The 24,108-nt window shown below is 53.8% G+C and carries 18 protein-coding genes, 6 tRNA genes and 1 rRNA gene; 2 read left to right on the top strand and 23 right to left on the bottom strand.

The features are described from left to right. Window positions 1–15: 15 nt before the first annotated feature. Genes ruvB through ruvC form a run of 3 tightly spaced genes read right to left on the bottom strand, consistent with a single transcriptional unit; the run spans window position 16 to window position 2,191 of the window. Window positions 16–1,026: a Holliday junction branch migration DNA helicase RuvB gene (gene ruvB / locus WKI47_RS09085; protein ID WP_340226830.1), complete on the bottom strand. Its 1,011-nt coding sequence runs from the start codon at window positions 1,024–1,026 to the stop codon at window positions 16–18. 41 nt (window positions 1,027–1,067) lie between these two features. Then, on the bottom strand, window positions 1,068–1,691 hold the full coding sequence (gene ruvA / locus WKI47_RS09080) for a Holliday junction branch migration protein RuvA (protein WP_340226829.1): 624 nt from the start codon (window positions 1,689–1,691) through the stop codon (window positions 1,068–1,070). Further along, window positions 1,688–2,191, bottom strand: coding sequence for a crossover junction endodeoxyribonuclease RuvC (gene ruvC, locus WKI47_RS09075; RefSeq protein ID WP_037293509.1), 504 nt, complete (start codon window positions 2,189–2,191; stop codon window positions 1,688–1,690). The genes ruvA and ruvC overlap by 4 nt, the downstream gene beginning before the upstream one ends. A gap of 282 nt (window positions 2,192–2,473) precedes the next feature. Between ruvC and fabV the strand changes: the two genes are divergently transcribed. After that, window positions 2,474–3,661 carry an enoyl-ACP reductase FabV gene (fabV, locus tag WKI47_RS09070; RefSeq protein ID WP_340226828.1) on the top strand — a complete coding sequence of 396 codons (1,188 nt, stop codon included), beginning with the start codon at window positions 2,474–2,476 and terminating at the stop codon, window positions 3,659–3,661. Window positions 3,662–3,787: 126 nt separating this feature from the next. Here the strand turns inward: fabV and WKI47_RS09065 are convergent, their stop codons facing one another. The 19 genes from WKI47_RS09065 to WKI47_RS08975 all read right to left on the bottom strand — a co-directional run bounded on the left by WKI47_RS09065 (window position 3,788) and on the right by WKI47_RS08975 (window position 22,017). Then, on the bottom strand, window positions 3,788–4,420 hold the full coding sequence (locus WKI47_RS09065; protein WP_340226827.1) for an AAA family ATPase: 633 nt from the start codon (window positions 4,418–4,420) through the stop codon (window positions 3,788–3,790). Window positions 4,421–4,422: 2 nt separating this feature from the next. After that, complete coding sequence (locus tag WKI47_RS09060) at window positions 4,423–5,289, bottom strand: class II fructose-bisphosphate aldolase (protein WP_340226826.1); 867 nt, start codon at window positions 5,287–5,289, stop codon at window positions 4,423–4,425. Window positions 5,290–5,337: 48 nt separating this feature from the next. After that, on the bottom strand, window positions 5,338–5,745 hold the full coding sequence (locus WKI47_RS09055) for a tetratricopeptide repeat protein (protein ID WP_340226825.1): 408 nt from the start codon (window positions 5,743–5,745) through the stop codon (window positions 5,338–5,340). A gap of 23 nt (window positions 5,746–5,768) precedes the next feature. Then, window positions 5,769–7,058, bottom strand: coding sequence for a PTS sugar transporter subunit IIC (locus tag WKI47_RS09050; RefSeq protein WP_340226824.1), 1,290 nt, complete (start codon window positions 7,056–7,058; stop codon window positions 5,769–5,771). A gap of 25 nt (window positions 7,059–7,083) precedes the next feature. Then, window positions 7,084–7,395 carry a PTS sugar transporter subunit IIB gene (locus WKI47_RS09045; protein ID WP_340226823.1) on the bottom strand — a complete coding sequence of 104 codons (312 nt, stop codon included), beginning with the start codon at window positions 7,393–7,395 and terminating at the stop codon, window positions 7,084–7,086. A gap of 57 nt (window positions 7,396–7,452) precedes the next feature. Beyond that, window positions 7,453–9,555 carry a BglG family transcription antiterminator gene (locus WKI47_RS09040; protein WP_340226822.1) on the bottom strand — a complete coding sequence of 701 codons (2,103 nt, stop codon included), beginning with the start codon at window positions 9,553–9,555 and terminating at the stop codon, window positions 7,453–7,455. 243 nt (window positions 9,556–9,798) lie between these two features. Continuing rightward, window positions 9,799–9,875: transfer RNA gene (locus WKI47_RS09035), tRNA-Arg, on the bottom strand. Window positions 9,876–9,882: 7 nt separating this feature from the next. Further along, window positions 9,883–9,957 (bottom strand) — tRNA-Gly (locus WKI47_RS09030). Between the two features lie 21 nt (window positions 9,958–9,978). Then, window positions 9,979–10,054 (bottom strand) — tRNA-Asp (locus WKI47_RS09025). Window positions 10,055–10,073: 19 nt separating this feature from the next. Continuing rightward, a tRNA-Met gene (locus WKI47_RS09020) sits at window positions 10,074–10,147 on the bottom strand. Between the two features lie 55 nt (window positions 10,148–10,202). Continuing rightward, a tRNA-Val gene (locus WKI47_RS09015) sits at window positions 10,203–10,278 on the bottom strand. 7 nt (window positions 10,279–10,285) lie between these two features. Continuing rightward, window positions 10,286–10,357, bottom strand: a tRNA-Glu gene (locus tag WKI47_RS09010). Window positions 10,358–10,950: 593 nt separating this feature from the next. Continuing rightward, window positions 10,951–11,832, bottom strand: coding sequence for an NAD(P)-dependent oxidoreductase (locus tag WKI47_RS09005; protein WP_340226821.1), 882 nt, complete (start codon window positions 11,830–11,832; stop codon window positions 10,951–10,953). An 83-nt stretch (window positions 11,833–11,915) separates the two neighbouring features. After that, a complete protein-coding gene (locus WKI47_RS09000) occupies window positions 11,916–14,240 on the bottom strand; it encodes a helix-turn-helix domain-containing protein (RefSeq protein WP_340226820.1) in 2,325 nt (774 codons plus the stop codon). Between the two features lie 84 nt (window positions 14,241–14,324). Beyond that, on the bottom strand, window positions 14,325–16,391 hold the full coding sequence (locus WKI47_RS08995; protein WP_340226819.1) for an alpha-amylase family protein: 2,067 nt from the start codon (window positions 16,389–16,391) through the stop codon (window positions 14,325–14,327). 32 nt (window positions 16,392–16,423) lie between these two features. Continuing rightward, window positions 16,424–17,938, bottom strand: a complete 1,515-nt coding sequence (locus tag WKI47_RS08990; protein ID WP_340226818.1) for an extracellular solute-binding protein — start codon at window positions 17,936–17,938, stop codon at window positions 16,424–16,426. 40 nt (window positions 17,939–17,978) lie between these two features. Further along, complete coding sequence (locus tag WKI47_RS08985; RefSeq protein ID WP_340226817.1) at window positions 17,979–18,857, bottom strand: carbohydrate ABC transporter permease; 879 nt, start codon at window positions 18,855–18,857, stop codon at window positions 17,979–17,981. A gap of 45 nt (window positions 18,858–18,902) precedes the next feature. Beyond that, complete coding sequence (locus tag WKI47_RS08980) at window positions 18,903–19,853, bottom strand: sugar ABC transporter permease (protein WP_340226816.1); 951 nt, start codon at window positions 19,851–19,853, stop codon at window positions 18,903–18,905. Window positions 19,854–19,974: 121 nt separating this feature from the next. Beyond that, a complete protein-coding gene (locus WKI47_RS08975) occupies window positions 19,975–22,017 on the bottom strand; it encodes a hypothetical protein (protein WP_340226815.1) in 2,043 nt (680 codons plus the stop codon). A 344-nt stretch (window positions 22,018–22,361) separates the two neighbouring features. Between WKI47_RS08975 and WKI47_RS08970 the strand changes: the two genes are divergently transcribed. Then, entirely contained in the window at window positions 22,362–23,342 is a 981-nt protein-coding gene (locus WKI47_RS08970) for a ketoacyl-ACP synthase III (protein WP_340226814.1), read from the top strand. A gap of 493 nt (window positions 23,343–23,835) precedes the next feature. On the opposite strand, the gene rrf is transcribed toward WKI47_RS08970, so the two are convergent. Then, window positions 23,836–23,952 (bottom strand): 5S ribosomal RNA (gene rrf / locus WKI47_RS08965). Window positions 23,953–24,108 lie beyond the last annotated feature (156 nt).

The following is a 24,108-nucleotide window of genomic DNA, read 5'->3' as shown; positions in this document are numbered from 1 at the left end:
CCTCCTTGAGGCGAATTATTTTCCGTTTTCCGGCATCGGCAGCCCCAGGTGCGAATAAGCCTGGGCAGTGACAACGCGGCCTCTCGGCGTGCGCTGGATAAACCCGCTTTGCAGCAGGTAAGGTTCGTACACGTCTTCGATCGTCTGGCTTTCTTCGCCGATCGTCGCCGCGATCGTATCGAGCCCCACCGGACCGCCGCGGAAATTCTGTATCATCGCCTTCAACATCTTATGGTCGATGCTGTCGAGCCCCCTTGGATCGACTTGAAGGCGGGTTAAAGCTTCAGAAGCAATCTCAGGCGTGATAATGCCGTCTCCGCGTACCTGCGCGAAGTCCCGCACCCGTTTAAGCAACCGGTTGGCAATACGCGGAGTTCCCCGGGCCCGAAGCGCGATCTCTTCGGCGGCGTCTCCGAAAATCTCTACATTGAGCGTGTCCGCGTTGCGCGCAACGATAAAAGCCAACTCTTCTACCCCGTAAAATTCCAACCGGCTGACTACGCCAAAGCGGTCTCGCAGCGGAGCCGACAACAATCCCGCCCGCGTCGTGGCGCCGATCAGCGTAAACGGCGGCAGATCCAGACGTACCGAACGGGCGCTTGGCCCCTTGCCGATCATAATATCGAGCGCGGAATCTTCCATCGCCGGATACATGACTTCTTCGACCGTTCGATGCAGGCGGTGAATTTCGTCGATAAACAAAACGTCGCCTTCTTGCAAATTGGTCAGCAGCGCGGCGAGATCGCCCGGACGCTCAATAGCCGGGCCGGACGTCGTACGCAGATTAACGCCGAGTTCGTTGGCGATGATATTCGCCAACGTCGTTTTTCCCAGTCCCGGAGGACCGTACAGCAATACGTGATCCAGTGCTTCGTTCCGCATTTTCGCGGCTTCGATATACACCTTCAGGTTTTCCTTGACCTGGTTCTGACCGATGTATTCCGACAAATAGCGGGGACGCAGACTCAATTCCACCGCCTGGTCTTCCATCATCAGATTGGCCGATATAATCCGGTCGTCTTCCATAGATCCACCGTTCCTCCCCGTTCATCCTTACTTTACCTCATTTAGCCCCGATAAAGAACCTTTAATGCCCGCTTCATCAGCGCATCGACGGGTTCACCTGGTTTCAAGTCTTCTTTCAGCTCCATCCAGACTTTGTCCAGCTCGGCATCGGTATAGCCCAATACTTCCAGACCTTCCCGGGCTTCTTTCCAGCCTCCGCCGTCCATTTCCGCTTCCGCGGCAACGGTATTGTCGAACAATCCGCCGAGCGAAGGCGCAACGAATCCGTCCAGACGATCTTTAAGATCCAGGATCATGCGTTGGGCCGTCTTTTTCCCGATTCCCGGCAGCTTGGTCAGGAAGGTCACGTTCTCCTGCTGGATCGCCGATACCACCTTCTCGGGCGAGCCTCCGGCCAGAATGCCTAATGCCACTCTCGGCCCGATACCCGTCACGTCGATCAACCGACGGAACAGCTTTTGCTCTTCCCGCGTCGAAAATCCGTACAGCGAGATCGCATCTTCGCGAACGCTGTGGTGCGTGTATACCGTCACCGGCTCCGAAGCTCCTTTTGCGGCAAACGCATACGGATTCGGACAAAACACCCGATAACCGACACCCTGCACATCTACAACGATATATTCATTTTCCATATGGGCAACCAGCCCGCGTACAAAATCGATCATTTTCGCAGTACCCCATTTAACTTGGAATTCAAACTGACCGAGTGAGCATGGCAAATCGCAACTGCCAAAGCATCTGCCACGTCATCGGGTTTCGGTACCGCAGACAGTTTAAGCAGCAGCTTCACCATCTCCTGAACCTGTTTTTTTTCGGCTTTGCCGTAACCAACTACCGCCTGCTTCACCATCATCGGCGTGTATTCGGCGATCGGAATCCCTTTTTGCACGGCCGCGAGCAGCAGCACCCCGCGCGCCTGGGCAACCGGAAGCGCCGTGGTGACGTTTCGGCTGAAGTACAGCTTTTCCACGCCTACCTGATCCGGCTTGTATTTATCGATCAGCTGCACCATGCTCTCATAGACGTCACGAAGCCGTTCTTCCTCGGGTGTATGCGCCTTCGTCTGAATGCTTCCGTACTGCACCGGCGTCAGTTTATTGCCTTCTTTATCCACAAATCCGAAGCCGACGATCGCCAGGCCCGGGTCAATGCCCAAAATGCGCAAATCCATCTCTCCTCTATCTTTAACGGCGAAATTCTGCATGGAATGTAGTCCGTAGCCTTCGGAATCCTCAGCCGAAAGCGAACATATGTATTCCTTCTGTCCATTATAGCAAAAATAGCCCCTGCCGGGAAAAAACTTTGCCCTCTTCCGCACCTTCGGCGCCTGTTCCCCTTAACTGCGCGTTTCGTGTATAATTTGACTAGCGCGCTTCAAATTCATTAACGTAACCCTTATGCGTAAACGAAGCTTTTTTACATAACGAGAGACAAAGGAGACAATCGTATGATCATCAAACCGAAAACAAGAGGCTTTATTTGTACGACTGCCCATCCGGAAGGATGCGCCAAGCAAGTCGAGAAGCAAGTGGAATACGTGAAAGCCCAAAAGAAAATCGACGGGCCTTCCAACGTGCTCGTGATCGGTTCGTCGACCGGATACGGCCTCGCTTCGCGGATTACGGCCGCTGTGGGCGCAGGCGCGAACACGATCGGCGTCTTTTTCGACAAACCGGCGGAAGGCGCGCGCACGGCGTCCGCCGGTTGGTACAACACGGCAGGCTTTGAAGCGGAAGCGGCAAAACTCGGCGTAAAATCGTTCAACATCGTAGGCGACGCGTTCTCAAGCGAGATCAAGACGCAAACGATCGACCTGATCAAAAAAGAACTGGGTCAAGTCGACCTCGTCGTCTACAGCGTCGCTTCCCCGCGCCGCACGCATCCGGTTACGGGCGAGACATTCACTTCCGTGATCAAACCGATCGGCCCTTCCTACAGCAACAAAACGATGAACTTCCATACGGGCGAAGTGTCTATGACGACTATCGAACCGGCGACGGACGAAGAAGTTCAGCAAACGATCGCGGTCATGGGCGGCGAAGATTGGAAAATGTGGATCGACGCGCTGCAAGAAGCCGGAGCGCTGGCGCAAGGCGCGACGACCGTCGCTTACTCCTACATCGGACCGGAAGTGACTCATGCCATCTACCGCGAAGGCACGATCGGCAAAGCGAAAAACGACCTGGAGCAAACCGCGAACGTGCTGAAAGAAAGCCTGAGCAGCCTCGGCGGACGCGCGTTCGTTTCCGTCAACAAAGCGCTCGTTACCCAGTCCAGCTCGGCGATTCCCGTGGTGCCTCTGTATATCTCGGCGCTGTACCGCGTGATGAAAGAAAAAGACCTGCACGAAAACTGCATCGAGCAAATGTACCGCTTGTTCGCGGACCGTTTGTACAGCGAAGAAACGGCCGTCGATGAAAAAGGACTGATCCGCGTCGACGATTGGGAGATGCGCGAAGATATTCAAACCGAAGTGACGCGCCGCTGGAACGAACTGGGCACCGAAAACGTGGAAGAACTGTCCGACCTGGCCGGCTACCGCCGCGAATTTTTCCAACTGTTCGGTTTTGAAAGCGACGGCGTGGATTACGAAGCCGATACCGATCCGAACGTGCCAATGCCGAACCTGCGTTAACCGCTCACGTATCACCGCTTCGAAATCGACGAAAACCGTCTTTCTTGCCCGTAGGCAGAAAAGACGGTTTTTTCGTTTCGCTTATCTTTTCGATACGCTTCTCGATGTTCAGCTATAGGCGCCGACTCAATACCGGGAAGGTTCCGCCGTCCATTGCTTGATGCCTTCCATCAGGCCGGAGTAGTCCACTTTGGCGTAATCGGTAACGTCCAGCTCGTACAACTGCCCCAACGCGAACTCTTCGTAGCCTCGCGTCGTGCATCGTTTAACGAACTCTTCGCGGCTGAGCAATAGATCCGCCCGGCTTCGATCCGCCAACTCTTGACCTGGCACATATACGGATACCAAGTGTCCCAGATGTCTGGAATGATCCAGATCCCGTACGCGCTGCCGTTCGAATAACACGTCCAGATCGCCGATCAACCTGACTGTCAGCACCCGGTACCCGTACTGCTGCGCCAAACTCGCCAGACGGGGTTTTTGCTTGTCGCTGAACGGATAATCCGACAGGATATTGCGGCCCGCGCGCATATGTTTGTCCATCAGCTCGTAATACCGCGTCCACGACTGTTGTTCGAGCGCCCGTTTTTCCTGCATGTTCGCGAAGCCGCATCGGTCGAACTCCGCTTCTTTCAACGCGTCGAGCGAGACTTGTTCGAAAAAGCCGAACCGTTCCCGAAGCCGCTCCCCCAAAAAAGTTTTCCCCGTGCCCGGCAGTCCCGCCAGCAAAATCAGCACTTTTTCCATTTTGGCTCCCATGCTTATTTCACCTTGTTCAAACGGCCTTCCTTGTTCATGAAAATGCCGATCTTGTGCTTCACCACTTCTTTGACCGCTTCGTTGCAAGGGATGATGTTGTGGCGAAGCGATTTGTTGACTTTGGTATCGGAAAAGGTGCCTTTGGCCGTCTCCGTCCAGGTCACGAGCAGTTCCGTGCCGACGTTGAATTTGCGGATGCCGCTATCGATCAGCTCGGGAATATCGGCTTCGTTGACTCCGGTGCCGCCGTGGATCACGAGCGGAACGTCGACGGCCGCATCGATTTGTTTCAACAAAGGAATATTCACTTCGGTTTTGGATTTGTATTGGCCATGGTTGGTGCCGATCGCGATCGCCAGCGCATCCACGCCTGTCGCTTTGACGAATTCGACCGCGTCTTGCGGATCGGTGTATACTTTCTGGTCTTCCTCGACATGGATGCCTTCTTCCGTGCCGCCGATCGTGCCGAGTTCGCCTTCGACGGACACGTTATGCCGATGCGCGTAATCGACGACCGCACGCGTTTTCATAATGTTTTCTTTGAAAGGCAAATGCGAACCGTCGTACATGACCGACGTGTAGCCTTTGTCGATCGCTTCCTTGATATCGTCGAAATCCCGCGCGTGGTCCAGATGCAGCACCACGTCGACCATTTCTTTTTCCGCCATCGACCTGCATACCGCGACGAAGTTTTCGTGGCCGACGTAACGGGCCGTGTCGATGCTCGTTTGAATGATGATCGGCGCTCCTTGTTCTTTGGCCGCGCGGATCATATCCGGCAGCATCTCCAGATTGTGCGCGTTGAACGCGCCTACCGTGTAGTTCAATTCTTCCGCTTTGCGGGTCGCTTCTTTTAACGTGATGTACATGAATGTTTGCCTCCCGATAAGTTCTGTATAAGGCCCTGTCCGTAGTGCTTATTTCACGCCGCGCGTGACGTCTTTGGAGATCTGCATCAAGCCGTCCATCTTCTGCATGTATAGTTGGAGCGAAGCTTCGTCGTTATGTTTGGCGGCTTCCGCACGCTTTTGGTTATACAGTTTCAACAGCGTTTTGTAGCCCGGCCCGATCGACTTTTTGGCTTGAAGGCTGGCTTCCAAAGCCGTAATAGCGTCTTCTTTTTGTCCCAACTCGTAAAAAGCCAACCCCAATTCTTCCTGAACAGACGCTTGCGCCTCGCCTGTCCGGTCCGCGGCTTCCGCTTGTTTGACGGAAACCGCGTGCAACAACTCGGCTCGGCGTTCTTCGGTCAGCACCGTTTCCGCGGTCGCGCTTTCGGCCGAGGACTGCGGTTTCTTTTCTTTCTTTTTTCCAAAACCGAACATGGTCCCACCTCCTGCTTTTTATCCTAGAATGCTTTCATGAGCGGTCCGATAATCCACGCGTACAGCAAAGCCGCCGCTACCGTATCCACGTCCGTCGCCGTCGCGTTCACGAAGCCCATATTGTTAAAGATCGTAACGAGCAGAGCCGGCAGCAGCGTAATGAAGAAGCCGTGGAAAATGCCGCCGATGATCGCGCCGCGCCGTCCGCCGACCGCGTTGCCGAAAATCCCGGCCGTGCCGCCCGCGAAAAAGTTAGTCAGTACGCCCGGCAAAATCATCGCCCAGCCGAATACCGGCAAGAAAAACATCGCGATGATCGAACCGATCGTGGTCGTGATAAAGCCGACGATGACCGCGTTGGGGCTGTAAGGAAACAATACCGGGCAGTCAAGCGCCGGAATCGCGTTCGGAACCAGACGCATCGCGATGCCCCGGAACGCCGGCACGATCTCGCCCAGCAGCAAGCGAACGCCCGCCAGCAGCACGTACACGCCGACGACGAATTGGATCGATTGCAGGAAAGCGAACATCAGATAGTTTGTGCCGCCGGACAGCGTAGCGCCGAACTCCGGTCCCGCGAACGCCGCCGTCACGATAAACAAAGGCACCATCACGACCATCAGCGACAAATACGTATCTTGCAAAAATTCGAATTGGGGCGGAAGCTTCAGGTCTTCGACCGATTTTTTCTTTTCGCCTTTTTCGCCGAAGATCTTCGCTACGCCCGCTTCGAATACGTAGCCGATCGTGCAAAAGTGGCCCAGCGCGATCTCGTTCATGCCGGTGATTTTACGGACGAACGGTTGCGCGATCGCGGGCATGGCGACCGCGAACACGCCGCCGATAAAGCCTCCGACCACGATCAGCGCGAAGCCTCTCAATCCGGCAAAGTACCCGAACACCGTCGTCATCGTCGCCATCCACAAAATCGCTTGCCCCGTCAGGAAAATGTATTTCCAGCGCGTAAAGCGGGCGATCAGAATATTGAAAACGAAGATCGCCAGGAAGGTCAGCGCGATATCCCGTCCCAGTCCCAATTCGTTCATCGCTTGTCCGTTAATGGCTTCGATCGAAGGAATGATGCCTTGCATATTGAAGCCTTCGGTGAAGATCTGCCCGAAGTAGACCAAGCTGCCGACGATGATCGCGGAACCGGCGGATAACACCATAAAGCCGAGCAGCGTTTTAAGCGAGCCGGAGATCGTTTGACCTACGGATTTTTTTTGCAGAATCAAACCGAGCATGGCGATCAACGCCACCGTTACCGAAGCTTGGGTCAAAATGTTATCGATGATGAAATTGATTACTCCCATGTTCCGTCACCTGTTCTTTCGTCGATTATTGGGCCAGAACGCCTTTTTCCTGCAATACCGGCGTGATCTTTTCTTCGATCTCCTGCTTGGACACGATGTTTTTCAAATAAATGATCGTGGTTTGCGCGGGATCGACGTCGAATTTCTCGAATTGCGTCCGGAAGTTTTGCGCGGTCATGATGATATCCGGCCGAACCGATACGGCGGAGGAGATATCGCTGTGATCCAGATTCGCTTGCACCCCGAGCTTGCCGAGCACGTCTTCCGCCGCCATCTGACAAGCAAAACTGCTTCCGAGCCCCGCGCCGCATACGAACAAAATTTTCACTTTTTTCATCGTCATTCTCCCCTTTTCGCTTTGTTGCGATCGTTAGTTTGGTTGATAGATCGGGTACTAATTATCCTGAAATGGAGCTTCTCCATGTAAAACCTCGTTGAAAGTCACGACGTCCTGCGCGGCGAACAACTTTTCCAACTTTTCGTTATCGTCAATCAATTCCACCAGATTTTTCATGATTTTGATATGGGAATGGGAATTGATCGCGGCCAGGCAAAATACGATCTTCACGGGATCATTGTCGGGATGTCCGAAACTGACGGGGTCTTTGAGCGTCATGACGCTGATCCCGAGTTCGTTGACTCCATCTTCCGGCCTTGCGTGCGCCAGCGCCAGATGTTTGCCGACCACGATATAAGCTCCGAATTCTTCGACGGATTTGATCATGGCGCTCACGTATCTTTGCTCGATCACCCCGCTGTCCAGCAAGGGTTCCGCAACTTTCGTAATCACCTCCCTCCAGTCGGCTCCTTCCTGATTCAGCAAAATATGCGTATCCGTTAAAACATCCTGTAGCATCGGCTGTAGCTCCCTTGTATTAATTTTCAGTTGATGCCGCTTGAATGTATTTTCTACCTGTTGATAGCTGCTCGGCGTGACGTTGCCTCCGCTATCGACGATCAAGCTCAACACATCCTGCATCAACTTCGTCGCATCCAGCTTGTTGGAGATCTTTCTTCGATGATTGTTATGTTCAGTCAGGAAAGCGCTTACCTCTTTCTTGTCGCTTTCCATCAGGATCGGGTTAAGCAGCAGTATCGGTTTTTTCGGATACTCGATCGGAATCGTGGCAAAGATCAAATCCACGTCCAACTTGTCGATAAAAGACAGTTCGTACGTGCTTAGCACGGCTACGATGTCGATATTGAATTGTCTTTTCAGATTGGCCGCCAGCAGCTTCCCGGTAGAAATGCCGTGATTGCAAACGACTACCGCTTGGTACACTTCTTGCTCTTCCTCGTGCATACGGCTGGCCGAAGTCGAAAAGTATACGGTCAAAAACCCGATCTCGTCTTCCGACAAACACGTTTTGGTATAGGCTTCGATCTGCTGACCGAAACAAGCTACGGCTTGATACATCGCTCCGTAAGATTCTTTGATCGTGTCTTTTAACGGATTGAACGCTTGCAGATTGTTTTGGGATCGGCTGAGCAGCCCGGTGATATGCCGGTACAGTCCTTCGTGCAAGTCTTCTTCTTCCTGCGAAAAAGGGATACCCGTCACTTTCTCCATATGCTCGATCAACTGAATGGTCAATAACTGCGCGGCCACCCAATCGAACGAACTGTTCATGTCTTTGGGCTTGAACGATTCGATGCTGAAAGTCATGTATTTGATTTCGTGCAAGGACGGGAATAACGAAAGCTCGGCGCAGATCTCGTCCGCAAAACGTCTGACCGGCCCTTCTTTGATCTCGGCTCTCGTTTTGGTCGATTCGCTCACGGTATTTCCTTCCCGCACGCGCCTCGCCCACACGGCCGCGAACAAAATGATCTGGTTCCGGTACACATGGTTGGTTTCCGCGTCGGCTTTTTCCAAGCGTTCGTCGTAAAGCTTGCCGAGCACCCGAAGCACGTCGCGGTCCAGATAACGCAAAGCGAATTCCGTGATTACGTCGCTGCTTTTTCCTTGCGTAAGCTGCTCGATGTCTACCTGGTTGTGGATGGCTTCGAACAGCATGGACCGGATCGAACGCTCGTCGCCTTGCAGCACGATCCCTTGCTTGGTCAGGCTCACGACGGCGATGCCGTACGGGTTCAAATACTGGCGCAGCTTCCGCATATCTTCGTCCAGCGTGCTTTTCGACACTTGCAGTTGCTCCTCCATCTCGTACAGCAGCGTGACCCGGCTCGTATCGGCGATCTCCAACAATAAAGAAAGAAAACGTTCGTCCGGGCGATAGTAGTCTTTGGCGCGGGTTTCTTCGATCCGTTCCAACAGCACCCTTGTTTCCTGTTCCGGCAAAAGCAGCGTCATGCCCGTACCTCTGGCTGTCGTGATCGCCGGGTATTGATGCTGTATCAAATACTCGTTGATCCGTACCACTTCGTTGCGCAGCGTACGTTCGCTGACTCGAAATTCTTTGCTCAAATCCTCCACGGTCAACGGTGCGCTCACTCTTAAAAATCTGGCGAATATGCGTTGTGTGCGTTCCTTCATGAAGTTGTGGCCCCTTTCTTGTCTCGATTATAGGGTCTTCCGGAATGAAAGTTTAGTGTATCTTGTTGCCAGTTCAATCTGCAAAAATGTAAGCGCTATATTTTGGGGCAATAAAAAAACGCCTGCTCCGCCGGGATCTTGTCGTGAAACAAGATTCCGCGGCGTGAAGGCATCGGAAAAACAAAAAACACCGGCATCGGCGTAAACTTCCTACGTCCGATCCGGTGTTGAACTTTTAAAAAATGGCGCGCCCTGAGAGATTCGAACTCCCGGCCTTTTGATTCGTAGTCAAACGCTCTATCCAGCTGAGCTAAGGGCGCAAAATAATGGAGCGGACGACGGGAATCGAACCCGCGACCCTCGCCTTGGCAAGGCGATGCTCTACCGCTGAGCCACGTCCGCAAAACATTATTGAAGTAAAAATGGCGGAACCGACGGGATTTGAACCCGCGATCTCCTGCGTGACAGGCAGGCATGTTAACCCCTACACCACGGTTCCAGGCCATAAAGTAAAGCAATTGCGGGGGCAGGATTTGAACCTGCGACCTTCGGGTTATGAGCCCGACGAGCTACCGAGCTGCTCCACCCCGCGTTAGAGTGTCATTCTTAGTTCCATGATTGTTGCGACTTCGTCACTAAAGTCTTCATGGTGGAGGCTGAGGGGTTCGAACCCCCGACCCTCTGCTTGTAAGGCAGATGCTCTCCCAGCTGAGCTAAGCCTCCGTATGTATGACCCGTAGGGGATTCGAACCCCTGTTACCTCCGTGAAAGGGAGGTGTCTTAACCCCTTGACCAACGGGCCTTGCTATCAATGTCGGCCGTTTCGCGTCTCGCTTGTTTCAGCGTGTTGCCCGCGGCGACAAGAAATAATATACCATGCGAGCATTCCAAAGGTCAACCCTTTTTTGCAAAAAACTTTGGGAAAGTTGAAAACGAGATAACCGCGACCCGATAAACGGCTCGGCATAGCGCAATAAAAACGTTAGAATGCACAGAAATTACGCAAGCAAAAGCGTTAAATGAAGCAAAGTAAAGCTCCTCTATTCGTATCATTAACCGTTTGGCAGAAGCATTCAAACAAAATATGGAAACCAGAAAATAAGTACCGAAGTGCAGTTATTTCGGAGAAAAAGCACGATTCAGCGTCCTCGACGAAGAATGAAGTGCACTTCGGCATCTATTTTCCCAAAAAGCGGCCCGGTCGAAATTATAATTGCAGATCGGCACTTATTCGAGTTCCTTCTGTCCGACAGGCAGCCTTCGCAAGCTTTGGCGTGCCCAACGTCAAAAATCGTACGACCGAAAGTTCGGTCGTACGATTCCGGCGCACCGTCCTCTTCCGAATAGCCGAAGCCAAACGGATACCGGCTCGTATGCGATTCAACCTTTTTGTCGTTACTTTTGCTCGTTCCACAGCTTATACAGCGCTTGAGTCCCTTTGTCTTCGTATCCGGCGTCGGCAAGTTTGCGGTACAAGGATTCGGCCAGCTTCAGACCCGGCAGATCAAGCTTCATCTCGGCGGCGGATTCGAGGGCGATGCCCATGTCTTTGATAAAATGCTTGATATAAAAGCCCGGTTCGAAATCGCCGTCAAGCATGCGCGGGACCAGGTTGCTCAGGGAAAAGCTTCCGGCCGCGCCGGTTTCGATGCTTTTCAGCACGTTGCGAGGGTCTAGGCCCGCTTTTTCGGCATACACGATTGCTTCGGTTACGCCCATCATATTGGAGGCGATCGCGATCTGGTTGCACATTTTCGTATTTTGTCCGGCTCCCGCCGTACCTTGATAAACGATATTGCTGCCCATGATCTCCAGTACCGGCAATACCGCTTCGTAATCTTCTTTTTCGCCGCCGACCATGATCGACAGCTTGGCGTTTTTGGCACCGACGTCGCCGCCGGATACCGGAGCGTCCAGCACGCCGATTCCTTTTTCTTTGCCCTGCTCGGCCAGACGGCGCGCGAGCAGCGGGCTGGAGGTGGTCATATCGATCAGGTACGCGCCGGACTTGGCATGGGGAATCAGACCGTCTTCGCCCGTATAGACCTGCTCTACGTCTTGCGGATAGCCGAGCATCGTGATCACGATATCGCAAGCTTGCGCCAGCGTCGACGGCGAATCGTGCCAGACCGCGCCGCGATCGACCAACTCCTGCGCTTTGGACGGGGTGCGGTTATAGACGTGTACCTCGTATCCTTTGTCCAAAATATGCCCCGCCATGCTTTTGCCCATGACACCTATTCCTGCGAAACCTACGATTTGTTTTGCGGATTCCAAATGTATTCACCCTTTCTGCGGACTTGGCGTCTGCCTTGCTGCATTCGGCGAAACGGTACTTGCGTCAGAAAACCTGGTCGGCTTTAACGATGCAGCGTACGGTATTGGCCGGGCGACATGTCCAGACAACGCTGGAAAGCCCGGTTCAAGTTGCGTTCGGAATATCCGACCATGCCGGCGATATCCGTCACGTTGCAGTCCGTTTCTTTCAGCAACCGCTTCGCCTTGTTCACTTTAAACTCTATCATATATTCCACGAAAGAGATTCCCATTTCTTTCTTGAATAACCGGCTGAGCGTGGAGGCGCTGATGCTTTCGTTTTCCGCGCACTCCGATAGCGTAAGGCTGCCGTCTTCGTCGCTTTCGATTCTCGCGCACACGCGCCGCAACAATTGCCTGGAAGAGTTTCCGGCATTTTCGCTGCGTATCCGCATCCAGACCGGAAACACCATGCCCACAAACCAATCGTGCATCTCGCGCGACGTTTGGTTTTCTTTTAACTGCTCAAACAGATTTTCCCCGAACAACTTGCCCGGAACCGCTCCGTTGGCTTCCAACGCTTGAATCAACGCCGACAGCAGAACATGGTAACACTGCGAAATCACATTGTAAGATCCTGCCGTGCGCACCCGATCCGTAAACTCTTCCAGTGCCGCTTCGGCGCCCGCCGAGTCTTCTTCGCTCAACGCTTCGATCAAGCCGCGCTCCACCTCTTTGGGATACAAAAACAACGGACTTCCCGCATCCAACCGGATCGGTTCTTCATACCAGAGCACCCGATCCGCGTCGCGGAACAATCGGTATTTCAGCGCCGTACGGGCTTCCGAAACGCTTTCCGGGAGTTTGGCAAAAGAAACCGGACGACCGATGCCTACCGCGGCCGAAAAAGAAAGATACCGCTCCAGCGATTCCACGATCTGCTGCGCGTAACGACCGACGCTTTCCCGGATTTCTTTCGGCGAAGTTCCCGGCGGGAAACAAAGCACGGCCGCGCTCTCTTTTTCCCCATCCTCCGCCGTCCAACCGATTAGTCCGTCCCCCTGAAGCAATTCGTTCATGACGTTGCGGACCGCGAAACGAATAACCGCGCCTTCCTGAGGCAAAAAACGCTTCTCTCGCAGCAAATCTTCTACCTTCACCATCACGACCGCCGCTTCGCCGTTCGAGTCGATTCCATACCTGGCGCATTGACGCTGCAATTCTCCGGTATCGACTGTATAATCGCCACGCAGCAGTTTTTGGAAAAAGCGATCGCGCAAATCCGGCTGCATGCTGCGGACGTAACGATCCAGCGATCCGGCCTGTTCGTTCAGATAATCCAGACAGGAACGGATATATTCGATCTCGTTGCCGTCGCGATCCGAACCGCCTGTCTGTCCGCTTCGTAGCCTTGCTCCGTGTTGAAGCAGCCGCTGCACCGGATTATAGGCCAGCTTCGACGTGACGACACTCAGAATCAGGCCAAACAACAGACAAGCTGCCGCCGTAAAAAGGATCAGGCCGCGTATCCAGCCCAGCTGCTTCATCATCGAAGATTCCGGCAACCAAGAAACGTACGTTCGTCCGAATGAAGTGCGTTGGAAAGCGAGCAAAGCTCTCCCTTCTTCGCCTTGCACCAATTCGCTGCCCGATGTCTCTTCTCCCGCCGAAGCCGCACGAAGATCGCCCGCTCGCGGAAGCGCGCCTTCCGGTTCCCCGCCGTAAGCTTGCAGAAGCGGAACGCCGTTCGGATCCAACACAAGCAGCGCCTGATCTTCCAACGAGGTCCGATAACTTTTGAGCATTCGATCCAGCCCTGCTTCATCGACTTGCATGACAAGCAGCCCTTGCGGCGCGCCAGTATACATCACGGGCAGTGGGCGGACATACGACAGATAGCCTTCTTTCGCGGCCTCGGCCAGTCTCACCCAACCGCTCTCACCACGCTCAAGTGCTTCACCGAGGTCTTTCCGATAACGAAAATCCGATTCGGCGACATGACCGTACGTATTCGATAGCGTCGTTCCGGACTCCGTACGGTAAAACACGATATCCCCGATCAGCCCTTCCGTTCCTCTTCGCGTTTGAAAAAGATTCAGCAGTTCCATCTGCGCCAAATAATCCTCGTTATAGCCGGGATCGGCCAATGCTCTTCGAATCAAAGGCTCCATCGAAAGCTGCAACGATACGTTCTCGATGCTGCCCAGCGTTTGCTCCATGCGGTCTTTGAGCAGCAGCAGCGATTCTTCGCTATCTGCTTGAAATTGAGCGGTCAGCCGATTCGTCGAAATATAATAGTAAGCGCTTCCTATTAATAAAATGGGAATCAGCACGGATAAGCAGCCCAACCAGATCAGCCGGTTGAGATAGGTGTCCGCCGGCAAAATACGACGTGCGCCGCGTTTCACGGATTGCGTAAATTCGCTCATGAATGCTTCCTCCCGTCCGTTTTTGCATGCTGTTCCCATTATACCTAAAATCGAATCAGGCTTACTCGGGATTCGCTTTTTTATTCATCTTTTTAGCGGAAAAATGCGGACGCATTCCCACGAAGACAGTTTGGCGATCCGTACGACCAGTTTGCCGCCGCGAACCGATGTTTCGGGACGTTCACCGGAGATCAGGCATTCTGCCGCATACGAACCGGGTTCCCCCTCTGTGGTTACACGCAATTCGACTTCATGCAAAGGCAGGATCGAAGTCAACGGCCGTCGCCCCGCCCCATTCACCAGATGCACGAGCCGCTCTTCGTTTTTACGGAAAACGGTCAATTGAAGTCCCGGCAGTTCGTTAGTCTCGATCGCCGGAGGCTCGCCGAGCAACCAACGTACCGAATTGGTAGCCAGGCGATAATGATCGGCCAGCTTATAGTCGGCGATCAATGCGCTTAACGAAAAAGGCAAATACAGCGTACGCCCCTGCCTTGACTGCTTCGCAATCATCAGCGGCAGATCCGTCCGCGGAACCGGCAGCGACGCGCGTTCCGGCGGAGCGCCTACGGCTTCGGGCGGAGAAAAAGGCGGCACAAGCGTCGCCAGCACCTTCACAGGCGACGACTGTTCATCGGTCTGGCAGTACGATACGCGGCCGCGCAGCGGCAACAGCTCGACGGACTCGAATCCCGCGTGCAGCGGATGATCTTTGCCTTCCGGTTCGAAACGAATATATGCGGCTTGCAATTCTTCGCTGCGCACGCTGTTTTCGGCGACGCCTATCAGCTTCGCCGGATTCGCGGCCTTGTCGCTTCCGCCGGAAAGCTCGCCTTCGGTCAACAACCCTCCGCCTTGCCGCACGAATTTCTCCGCCGCTTCCCGCAACGCAGCCGTCCAGCCGAAGTTTTCGGGAACGATCACCGCCCGGTACAGGTTCATCGCGCCTTGTTCCGCCGCCTCGGCCGGCAGCACCGCGAACGGAAGCCGAGCCTGGATCAGCGCTTCCGCCCAGCCTTCGGCGGAAGAAGCGGAGTTCCATAGCAGCGCGATCTCGTGCTCCGGCTCCGCGCCGTGCATCAACGCTTCGACTTTTGCGACGTCGCGGTTCAGCCCGGCTACCTGTTCCAGTATCCGTTTGTCGCCGATCGTATCGGGAATGCCCGTCAGCGAATGCCAGATTTGTCCGCCGTTCGCCGGTACCTGCGCCATCCAGAAGCGGTATTCCGCCGGCGGAAGCCCGGTATGCCGCCAATCCATGCCCGGACAGGAATGCACAATGCCGAGCGGAGCGGGCAGACCTTGGCCGTGCGCCGACCGTCCGAAACGCATCGACAGCGCAGGCTTCCAAAATTCCGGGATATGCCGCCAGCCCAGCGACAATATATCTTGCGGTTCGGCGCAGATCAGATCGGCGATCTCCGCACGTTCTTCCAACCTGTCGCGGTACAGATCGTAATACAGGATCGTCGGCACGTCCGGCTTGACCGATTTGATCGTTGCGTTCAACCGCCGCATATTGTCCGTCATGCAGCGCAGCGGAAAATCTTTTTCGAGTAACTTTCGCTCTTGCGGAAGTTCGGCTCCGCCGTACAATTCCGCATATTTGTTGCGGCACGTCCCGCACCGGCAAAACTCGTAGCCCGGCGCGTTGAAAAAAACACCGTCAATCTTATAGCGCTGAAGCGACTCGACCAGTATTTTTTCTGCCGCGCCTTCATTTCGATACCCGCTGTTGATACATGTTTTCATCAGCAAAGGCCACGGTCCGGGGCGCATGGCCCCGATCGTTTCCGGACGTCCTTCCGTATCGCGCACGAACCATTGCGGACGGCGCAGCCAGACGGAATCGTCCGCTTTGCTGAAATCGTAACGGGCGATAAAACGGATGCCCCGGCTATGCAGCTCAGAGATCACTTCTTCAAGCAAATCCCGACCTTTTTCCAAAAACGGATTCCGCGTATGGTAAGGCACTTCGGTATCGTACCAAGCGTAGATCCCTCCCACGTTGAATACCACGGCATTCGCGCCCAACTCTTCCAACTGTGCCGCCAACCGTTCGGGTTGAATGGTGTCGGTATCCGCTACCTGAAGATTCGGTTGGATAATGCGCAGCGGTTGCCGCCACCAGATTTTTCCGTTGCTTTGCATCGGTCTCCTCCTTTTCGCAGCCTGCCATTCAATTACGATTCCTGGAACTGCTTATACGCCGCGGCCATATCCAGAAATGCCTGCTTCAACGCCGGTTGTTCCCGAAGACCCGCCACGTAAGCATCGAAGTCTTCCAACGAAATCTGCCCCACGATCGCTTTGGTCATCATGGACTTGTATTCCGTATCGTACTGCGGCCACGCGTTGATCCACGATTCCACCGTCACTACGCGGTACGGGTCGATCTTGCCGATCTCGTCGAACGCTTCCACTTCCGCGATTTTGGCATCGTTGAATGTTTTGCTCGCCGAAGCGCTGATCACTTTGCCCCACTTGGCATAAGCCAGCACGCCCGCGCCTTTGCTCGTCGTATTGACTTCTTTCACGCCTTGCTCCGTCAGTACCTTTTGCCCGTCTTCGACGGTATGGTGTACGCCTTGTTTGCCGTAATACGCATAATCCGTCAGTTCTTGCGAAGCCGTTTGCTCAAAATACGCCAGCAGTTGCTTCACTTTTTCCTCCGGTACTTTTTTCGAAATATAGAAGCCGCCCGACACGCCTGTTTCCAATGCCACCGCGTCGTCCCCGTTCGGTCCTTTCAGATGCAGATTCAGGATTTTCGCGTCTTCTTCGCCGGATTTGCGCATCGCTTTTTCCCATTCGTCGTCCCACCAGATCGGCCGTCCGTAAGACGCTGCGCGGTTCGTTTTGAACAGTTCTTCGGCTTGCGTTTCTTTCATGACCGCGTACTCTTTGGACATTAAGCCTTCGGCATACAATTCTCGGAAAAAGCCGACCATCTCCACGTACTGCGGCGTCAGACGGGGATTGACCAAGCCGCCCGCGTCGTCGTAAGTCGGATTGTACACGCCGAAACCGGCTTGCATCGCGGCTGTCGGATTATCGACAAACAAATGCCCGACCGTGCCCGGTTTGGCTTTGAAGATCGCCGCCAACGCGTCTTTATACTCCTCCATCGTGGCCGGCACGTCGATATTCAATTCTTTGAGCCAGTCTTCGCGTATTTTGAGGCCCCCGTCCACCCGCGATCTCGATCTCGGCAGCGCATAGATTTTACCGTCGACCGACAAGTATTTCAGCGCGTCTTCCGCCAGATTTTCTTTGAGATTCGGATATTCGCTCAGATCGCCCAGGAACGGAGTCAGATCCCAGAACGCTCCGTTTTTGATCGCGCTGATCAACGTCGGACGGGTAAAGTCGGTCGTGGACACCACTTCCGGCAATTGACCCGACGCAAGCAGCAGATCCAGCTTCGTATTCAGATCGCCCGACGGCACCCATTCGATATCCAGCTTGGAATTGGTCATCTCCTGCCAACCGCTCCAATACTCGTCGTTCATATCCGGAAGCTCGCTGAACAGTCCGGCAAACATCTGGATATTAACCGGCCCTTCCGCTTCTTGTCCGCTTTGTGCGGCTTGCGATCCTCCACCCTGCGGACCGCACGCGGTCAATACGGATAATGTCATGGCGGCCCCGCACAAAGCGGCGACCCATTTACGGCGCGAAATCTTCATTTTACCCATATTCGTATTCCTCCTCGGATGATCGTTCGCGAATTCCCTTTTAACCTTTAACCGAACCCAACATCACGCCTTTGGCGAAATGCTTTTGCAAAAACGGATACACGACCAGAATCGGCAGCATCGACAGCACGATCGACGCCATGCGTATCGTTTCCTGCGGCATGACGGCTTCGTCGCTCGCGCCTGCTGCCGCCGCTGCCGATGAATTCGAATCAATGACGAGTGTCTTCACCAGCACTTGCAGCGTCCATTTGTTCGAATCGGTCAAGTAGATCAAAGCGTTAAAGTACGTATTCCAATGCGCCACCGCGAAAAAAAGCGTGAACGTGGCAATCGCAGGCATGGACAGCGGAATCACGATGCGCCAAAACACGCCGAGATCCGAACAGCCGTCGATCTGCGCCGCATCCTCCAATTCCGAAGGGAGCGATTCCAAAAAACTTTTGATAATGATCAGGCTCCACGCGTTCGTCAAGCTGGACAGGATCAACGACCAGTACGAATTAATCAGTCCCAGCTCGCGGATCAGCAGATAATTCGGCACGATCCCGGCACTGAACACCAATGTAAAGATAACAAATCCCATAATCAGTTTGTAACCCGGCAGCGTGCGTTTGGTCAGTCCGTAAGCGAACGTGAACGACACGATCAGATTCAGCGCCGTGCCGACGACCGTGATGAACACCGTGCTTTTAAAAGCGTTCAGAAAACTATTCGTGGATAAAATGTACTGATACGCGTCGAGCGACCATTTTTCCGGGAATAAATAAAACTTGAGCGGCACATACACCTCGGGATCGGTAAACGACACGCTGAACACGTACAAAAAAGGAAAGATACAGACCAACGAAATCAGTAAAATCAGACTGTAATTGACCCAATCGAACGCGGTCGGCTTTTTGCTTTTCACGAAACTCATAAGGTAACTCCTTTCCGGAGGAAGATGTTGTCGGCACGCCCGCAGTCAATAAATGCCTTCCTGCCCCATTTTTTTGACGATACGGTTGGCGGTGACGATCAGCAGCAATCCGATAATGCCTTTGAACATCCCGACGGCGACGCCGACACTGACGTTTCCTTGCAAAATGCCCCGCGTGTACGCATACGTATCGAACACTTCGGCGACCGACATGACGAGCGGGTTCATCATCAGCAGCACCTGCTCGAAGCCGACGTCGAACATGTTGCCCAGACGCAGCACCAGCAAAATGACAATGGTCGGACGGATCGCAGGAAGCGTGATATGCCAGATTTGCTTCCAGCGGTTCGCCCCGTCGACGACGGCCGCTTCGTAGCGCTGCGGATCGACGCCGGCCATCGCCGCCAGGAAAATGATCGTGCCCCAACCGGCTTCTTTCCAGACGCTTTGCGCCGTGATCATCGCCCAGAAGTAATTCACCTGCGACAGGAACGAAACGGATTCGCCGCCCCATGATACGATGATTTTGTTAATGATGCCGACATCGGCGGACAGGATAAAATACGTCATGCTCGCCACTACGACCCAAGACAGAAAATGCGGCATATACACAATCGACTGGTTGATGCGTTTGAACGTCTCGTGCCGGATCTCGTTCAGCATCAGCGCCAGCACGATCGGAACCGGGAAGTTGAAGACCAGTCCCAGCAGATTGATCGCCAGCGTGTTACGGAGCATGACATAAAAGTTAGGGTCCGCGAACAGCGCCGTAAAATGATCGAAGCCCGCCCATTCGCTGGCCGCGAAGCCAAGATACGGATTATAGTCTTTGAATGCCAGCAGCAGACCCCACAGCGGACCGAATTTGAATACGATAAAAAACAGCAGCCCGGGCAGCATCAGCAGGTAAATGGTGCGGTGCTTGACGATGCGCGACCAGAGCGAAACGGAATGCGCTTGACCGCCCGGCGAAGAAACGGTTACGGGTTGTTCCATGGTCAGTCTCCTTTCTTAAAAAAACAGCAGCAAACGTAAGACACGCCGAGGTTTTTGAATTCGTCAGTATGAGCGCTCCAAATGTGAATCTCATATCGTACGCGGTCAAAATACTGGACGATCACGTTTCCGAAGGGATACGGCTTATCCGTACGGCTTCGTATCGTTCCAAGCATGGGATGGTCAAAGAAAGCCTTTGCTTGGTTTGCTCCACCCGGATATCTTTGTTATTGAGCAACGATGTTGCTTCGTAGGTGTCGCTCGACGCATGAGCCGTACCAGACGAACGTCCTGTATGAAGCTCCGATCCGATCGTGAACGTCAACGGCCCGATCGGCAGCGATTCATGGTAGGTCATGCCGTTAAAGCCCGACAGATTGATACATTGCAGCAGCAGATCGCCTTCAATCGTGCGATGCAGGAACGCTTCCACCGCAGACGGCGCATTGGACTTTAACGTCCAGCCGCCTTGCAATTCCTGTTCCAGCACGGCGGCGAACGCCTCTTTATGGTCTTGCCAGCCGTAGCGGCTATACCATTCCCCCGGCTGCCAGCCGTAATACAACCCGCTGCCCGCTCCGCTCCGGCGGATCGTCACCGCGTCAAAATCCTCGCTGCGCGTATGCCCGTACGCTCGTTCCGGCGGCCCGAACGCCGCGGCCTCGATGCCGCGCATCCTGCCGGCTACGCCCGGCTCTACCTCCGCCGCCCAGCACGGCCCGGGCGCCACGATCCACCGCCGGCCTTCCGGTATGCCGGCCACCCCTTCCCCGTCCGCCTCGAAATAGGCGGACTCCGCATCCGGCAGTCGCTTCAGCTCCCGGATGCCGAACAACGCGCGCAGCGATTCGGCATCTTCCGCCAGCGCCCCGCCCGTGGCGGCGATCCGCAGCCCGTCCCGCTGCTTCCGCTCCAACAGTTCGCGTTCCTTTTCCGTCAGCCGGTCGACACCCGGCAGCAACAACACGCGCGCTCCGTTTTCTTTTTCAAGCCGCCAGACCAATCTTTCCTTTGCCACGACTTCAAACGGAATCTGCTTCTCCTTCAATAGCTTGAACAATCCCAAGTATTCTTCGCGAGCTGTGCCCGATTGCGGTTTGACCAGCAAAACATCGGTAATCGGCTTCAAAATTTTGAATACGCTCTCATTTTCTTGTTGAAAACGGAAGATGCGCTGCACCGCAGACAGATTGGACGTATCCGGATAATCCGGAAACGTGCCGATGATGCAGAAGTCCAACACAGACCCTTGCGCCAGCGCTTCATACAGTCGAATCTCCGTTTCATGCACCGACACGCCCGTGAACCGATACGGCAAATCGACTGCGTTGATGCTGCAACAACTGGAACGTTTATCGTCCCAGCCGCCTTCGACCGACGCCACGTTTTCAGACGCCGCATACAGCCATTTGGGTAAAGCCCGCTTCAATGACGTATTCGACTCGCTGCGCACCAGATCCACGCCTTCTGTATGATAGGTGGAGATCGCGACATGCGGATGATCTTTTTTCACGAACTCGCGTATACGCCGAAGCATCTCACGCGTCGTCCGCTCGCAAAACTCCGCATACTCCTGCCGTAACGCTCCGCCTTTCCCATCGTACTGATCCAAGTTTTTACCGTACATTTCCCAAAACCGCTGACGGCAATTCTCGCAACAACACGGCCCATAATGGTTGCCGCTGTAATCCCAGTGCTGATAGCCGAACATATTGAAAAAAATTCCGTCGACCGGATAACGCTCAAGCACTTCGCCGATCATATCGAGCGAAACTTTTTGCTGGTAATACCCGTTTACGCAAGTATGAACGATACCGTGGTAATTGACCTCTTGACCTGTCCGGGTTCGGTAAAACCATTCGGGATGGCGTTCGAACAGAGACTCATGGGCTTTGCTGAAATCGAATCGCACAATGATCCGTTTCCCTCTTCGATGCGCCAAGTCCGTCAACGTGCCGACCAGATCATTTTTCAAAAACGGCGTCACATACTGTTCTTCCAGCTCCGACGGATAAAAAGCGAAAATGCCTCCCGCGTTCACCATCAGTACATTGGCCGACAAATCATCCAGATCATCCATCAGCCTTACTGGGTCCATCGCCGCATCCGTTTCGCGCAGATTGGTTTGGATCATCCGGATCGACTCTTCCATCCACCAACTCATTCGCTTCATCACCTCCGCTTTGGGCTAACTCCAGTGTGCAAAAACCCGGTGCGGCAGGATACAGACAAGTTTTGCGGTCAAATTGTCCGGAAAATTTTGTCCGTTTCGTGTCACTTTTTCCGGTAGAATAGAGAAGAATGCGATACGTTCAAGCGGCTCAAAGTCTGATCGCTGCAAAAAAAGTCTGGTACCATGACCCACATGAACAGATTCACTTTTCTCTGAAATTAATAACTATGCCGGGATTAAAACGTACTTTTTCAAGTAAAACTTGCAAAAATCATAATAAGCTTTTATATTAGTACCAGGTACTAGTATTAAGTGCTAAAGGAGCTGATTTGCAGATGAACCCTATCCTCTCGAACTCGCGCATCGCCGCTCTAGGCACTTATGTCCCCGAGCGAAGACTAACCAACGACGATCTGGAAGCTATGGTCGATACCAATGACGAATGGATTGTCCAACGTACGGGTATCCGTGAAAGACGCATTGCAGCCGATGATGAATTCACTTCACATCTCTGCATCAAAGCCGTTGAAGACCTTCTTCGCCGTTATCCAAATGCGCTGGACGGAGTCGATCTGGTGCTGGCTGCTACAACTACGCCCGACTATCCTTTCCCTACCGTCTCTTGTATTGTGCAAGACGCTTTTAAACTGCAAAATGCCGGAACGCTCGATTTAAGCGCCGCATGTGCCGGTTTCACCTACGCGCTTCATCTCGCAAACGGAATGGTGACAGCAGGCTTGCACCGTAAAGTGTTGATCGTAGCCGGTGAATGTATGAGCAAAACAATCGATTACACCGATCGGAGCACCTGTATTTTGTTCGGCGACGGAGCCGGTGCAGCTGTCATTGAATATGCGGAGCAAGGTGCTTTTCTCGGCTCTCATATGGGCAGTGACGGCAGCGGAGGCCAGCATGTGTATCGAAGCGGTATGGCGGATACTTTAAAAGGACAAAAACTGGACGGTAACGGCAAAGTCGTCCAAAACGGCCGCGAGGTCTACAAATGGGCAGTCCGCACCGTACCCGAAGGCGTACAACGACTCAGCGAATCGCTTCCGAGCGGGATCGAAGATATCAATTGGTTTATTCCCCATAGCGCCAACTTAAAAATGATCGACTCCATTGCGGAAAAGACCGGGATCGGTAGCGAACGCACGTTAACCAGCGCCGAATTTTACGGAAATACGTCTGCGGCTTCGATTCCTTTGGCTTTGCAACTTGCGATCGATGAAGGAAAAGTAAAGCGCGGCGATTTGCTGCTTATGTACGGATTCGGTGCGGGATTGACGCACTCCGGAGTTTTAGTTCGCTGGTGAGAGGCCGCGAGCCTGCTTCCAACCTTCGCTTCGTTGTCTTTTCCCCTTTATATTGAATAAAGAATTAGAGGTAAGGGGAAAAGACAAAGGCGCTCCGGTTTGGAAGCAGGCTCGCTCTGTGTGTAGGTAGGTAAAAGGCGAAGCTCGAAGTTCACGCAGCTTGAGCTAGCTGCGGAAATAGATAACGGCTTCGCTGCTACGAATGATTTAGAGGTTAAAAGCTTTGAGGTATTGAAGAAGAAAAAAATAAAAGCGGAGAGTTGTATAGAGATAAAGAAAGCATTATGAGAATACGCTAGCACTATCTCCAACCTACTCCCTGAAAGACGGGTAGCACGCCGAGCGTAGGAAGAAGCCTTGGCGCGACTTTGGGCTTGCCGCCAGGCAAACCAGGGAAGCAACAAGGCTTCTCCCGAAGCGACCTCCCCGTGCGTCCCCGTCTTTCTCCCCACACAAAAAAAGCCTTCTCCGTTAAGAGAAGACTTCTTGATCGGCTTGGCAGCTTCCTACTCTCCCGGGACCCTGCGGTCCAAGTACCATCGGCGTTAGAGGGCTTAACGGTCGTGTTCGAGATGGGAACGTGTGGAACCCCTCTGCCATCACCACCAAACCATGGGCGCTCCATCTTTGCCTCTTCGCTCCGCTTGGTTCCAGCTCTCGGATGGAAGATCCTCGGTTAGGGCATCCAAAAGTCGCTCGAATGCAACTATTTCGCTGTGTAGTTAAGAGACTTAACTACGAGACAAGGCTTGCACCTTGAAAACCG

Source organism: Saccharibacillus sacchari, assembly GCF_037722395.1.
Classification (GTDB): Bacteria; Bacillota; Bacilli; order Paenibacillales; family Paenibacillaceae; genus Saccharibacillus; species Saccharibacillus sacchari_A.
Note: the sequence above shows the minus strand (reverse complement) of the source record. Positions and strands in the feature narration are given on the sequence as shown.

Excerpts from the sequence above, each read along its gene's own strand:
- WKI47_RS09060 (WP_340226826.1), bottom strand. The coding sequence starts at position 5,289 with ATGTACATCACGTTAAAAGAAGCGACCCGCAAAGCGGAAGAATTGAAC.
- fabV (WP_340226828.1), top strand. The coding sequence starts at position 2,474 with ATGATCATCAAACCGAAAACAAGAGGCTTTATTTGTACGACTGCCCAT.
- ruvB (WP_340226830.1), bottom strand. The coding sequence starts at position 1,026 with ATGGAAGACGACCGGATTATATCGGCCAATCTGATGATGGAAGACCAG.
- WKI47_RS09050 (WP_340226824.1), bottom strand. The coding sequence starts at position 7,058 with ATGGGAGTAATCAATTTCATCATCGATAACATTTTGACCCAAGCTTCG.
- WKI47_RS08970 (WP_340226814.1), top strand. The coding sequence starts at position 22,362 with ATGAACCCTATCCTCTCGAACTCGCGCATCGCCGCTCTAGGCACTTAT.
- WKI47_RS09055 (WP_340226825.1), bottom strand. The coding sequence starts at position 5,745 with ATGTTCGGTTTTGGAAAAAAGAAAGAAAAGAAACCGCAGTCCTCGGCC.
- WKI47_RS08985 (WP_340226817.1), bottom strand. The coding sequence starts at position 18,857 with ATGAGTTTCGTGAAAAGCAAAAAGCCGACCGCGTTCGATTGGGTCAAT.
- WKI47_RS08995 (WP_340226819.1), bottom strand. The coding sequence starts at position 16,391 with ATGCAAAGCAACGGAAAAATCTGGTGGCGGCAACCGCTGCGCATTATC.
- WKI47_RS08975 (WP_340226815.1), bottom strand. The coding sequence starts at position 22,017 with ATGAGTTGGTGGATGGAAGAGTCGATCCGGATGATCCAAACCAATCTG.
- WKI47_RS09045 (WP_340226823.1), bottom strand. The coding sequence starts at position 7,395 with ATGAAAAAAGTGAAAATTTTGTTCGTATGCGGCGCGGGGCTCGGAAGC.
- WKI47_RS09065 (WP_340226827.1), bottom strand. The coding sequence starts at position 4,420 with ATGGGAGCCAAAATGGAAAAAGTGCTGATTTTGCTGGCGGGACTGCCG.
- WKI47_RS09000 (WP_340226820.1), bottom strand. The coding sequence starts at position 14,240 with ATGAGCGAATTTACGCAATCCGTGAAACGCGGCGCACGTCGTATTTTG.
- WKI47_RS08980 (WP_340226816.1), bottom strand. The coding sequence starts at position 19,853 with ATGGAACAACCCGTAACCGTTTCTTCGCCGGGCGGTCAAGCGCATTCC.
- WKI47_RS09040 (WP_340226822.1), bottom strand. The coding sequence starts at position 9,555 with ATGAAGGAACGCACACAACGCATATTCGCCAGATTTTTAAGAGTGAGC.
- WKI47_RS08990 (WP_340226818.1), bottom strand. The coding sequence starts at position 17,938 with ATGGGTAAAATGAAGATTTCGCGCCGTAAATGGGTCGCCGCTTTGTGC.
- ruvA (WP_340226829.1), bottom strand. The coding sequence starts at position 1,691 with ATGATCGATTTTGTACGCGGGCTGGTTGCCCATATGGAAAATGAATAT.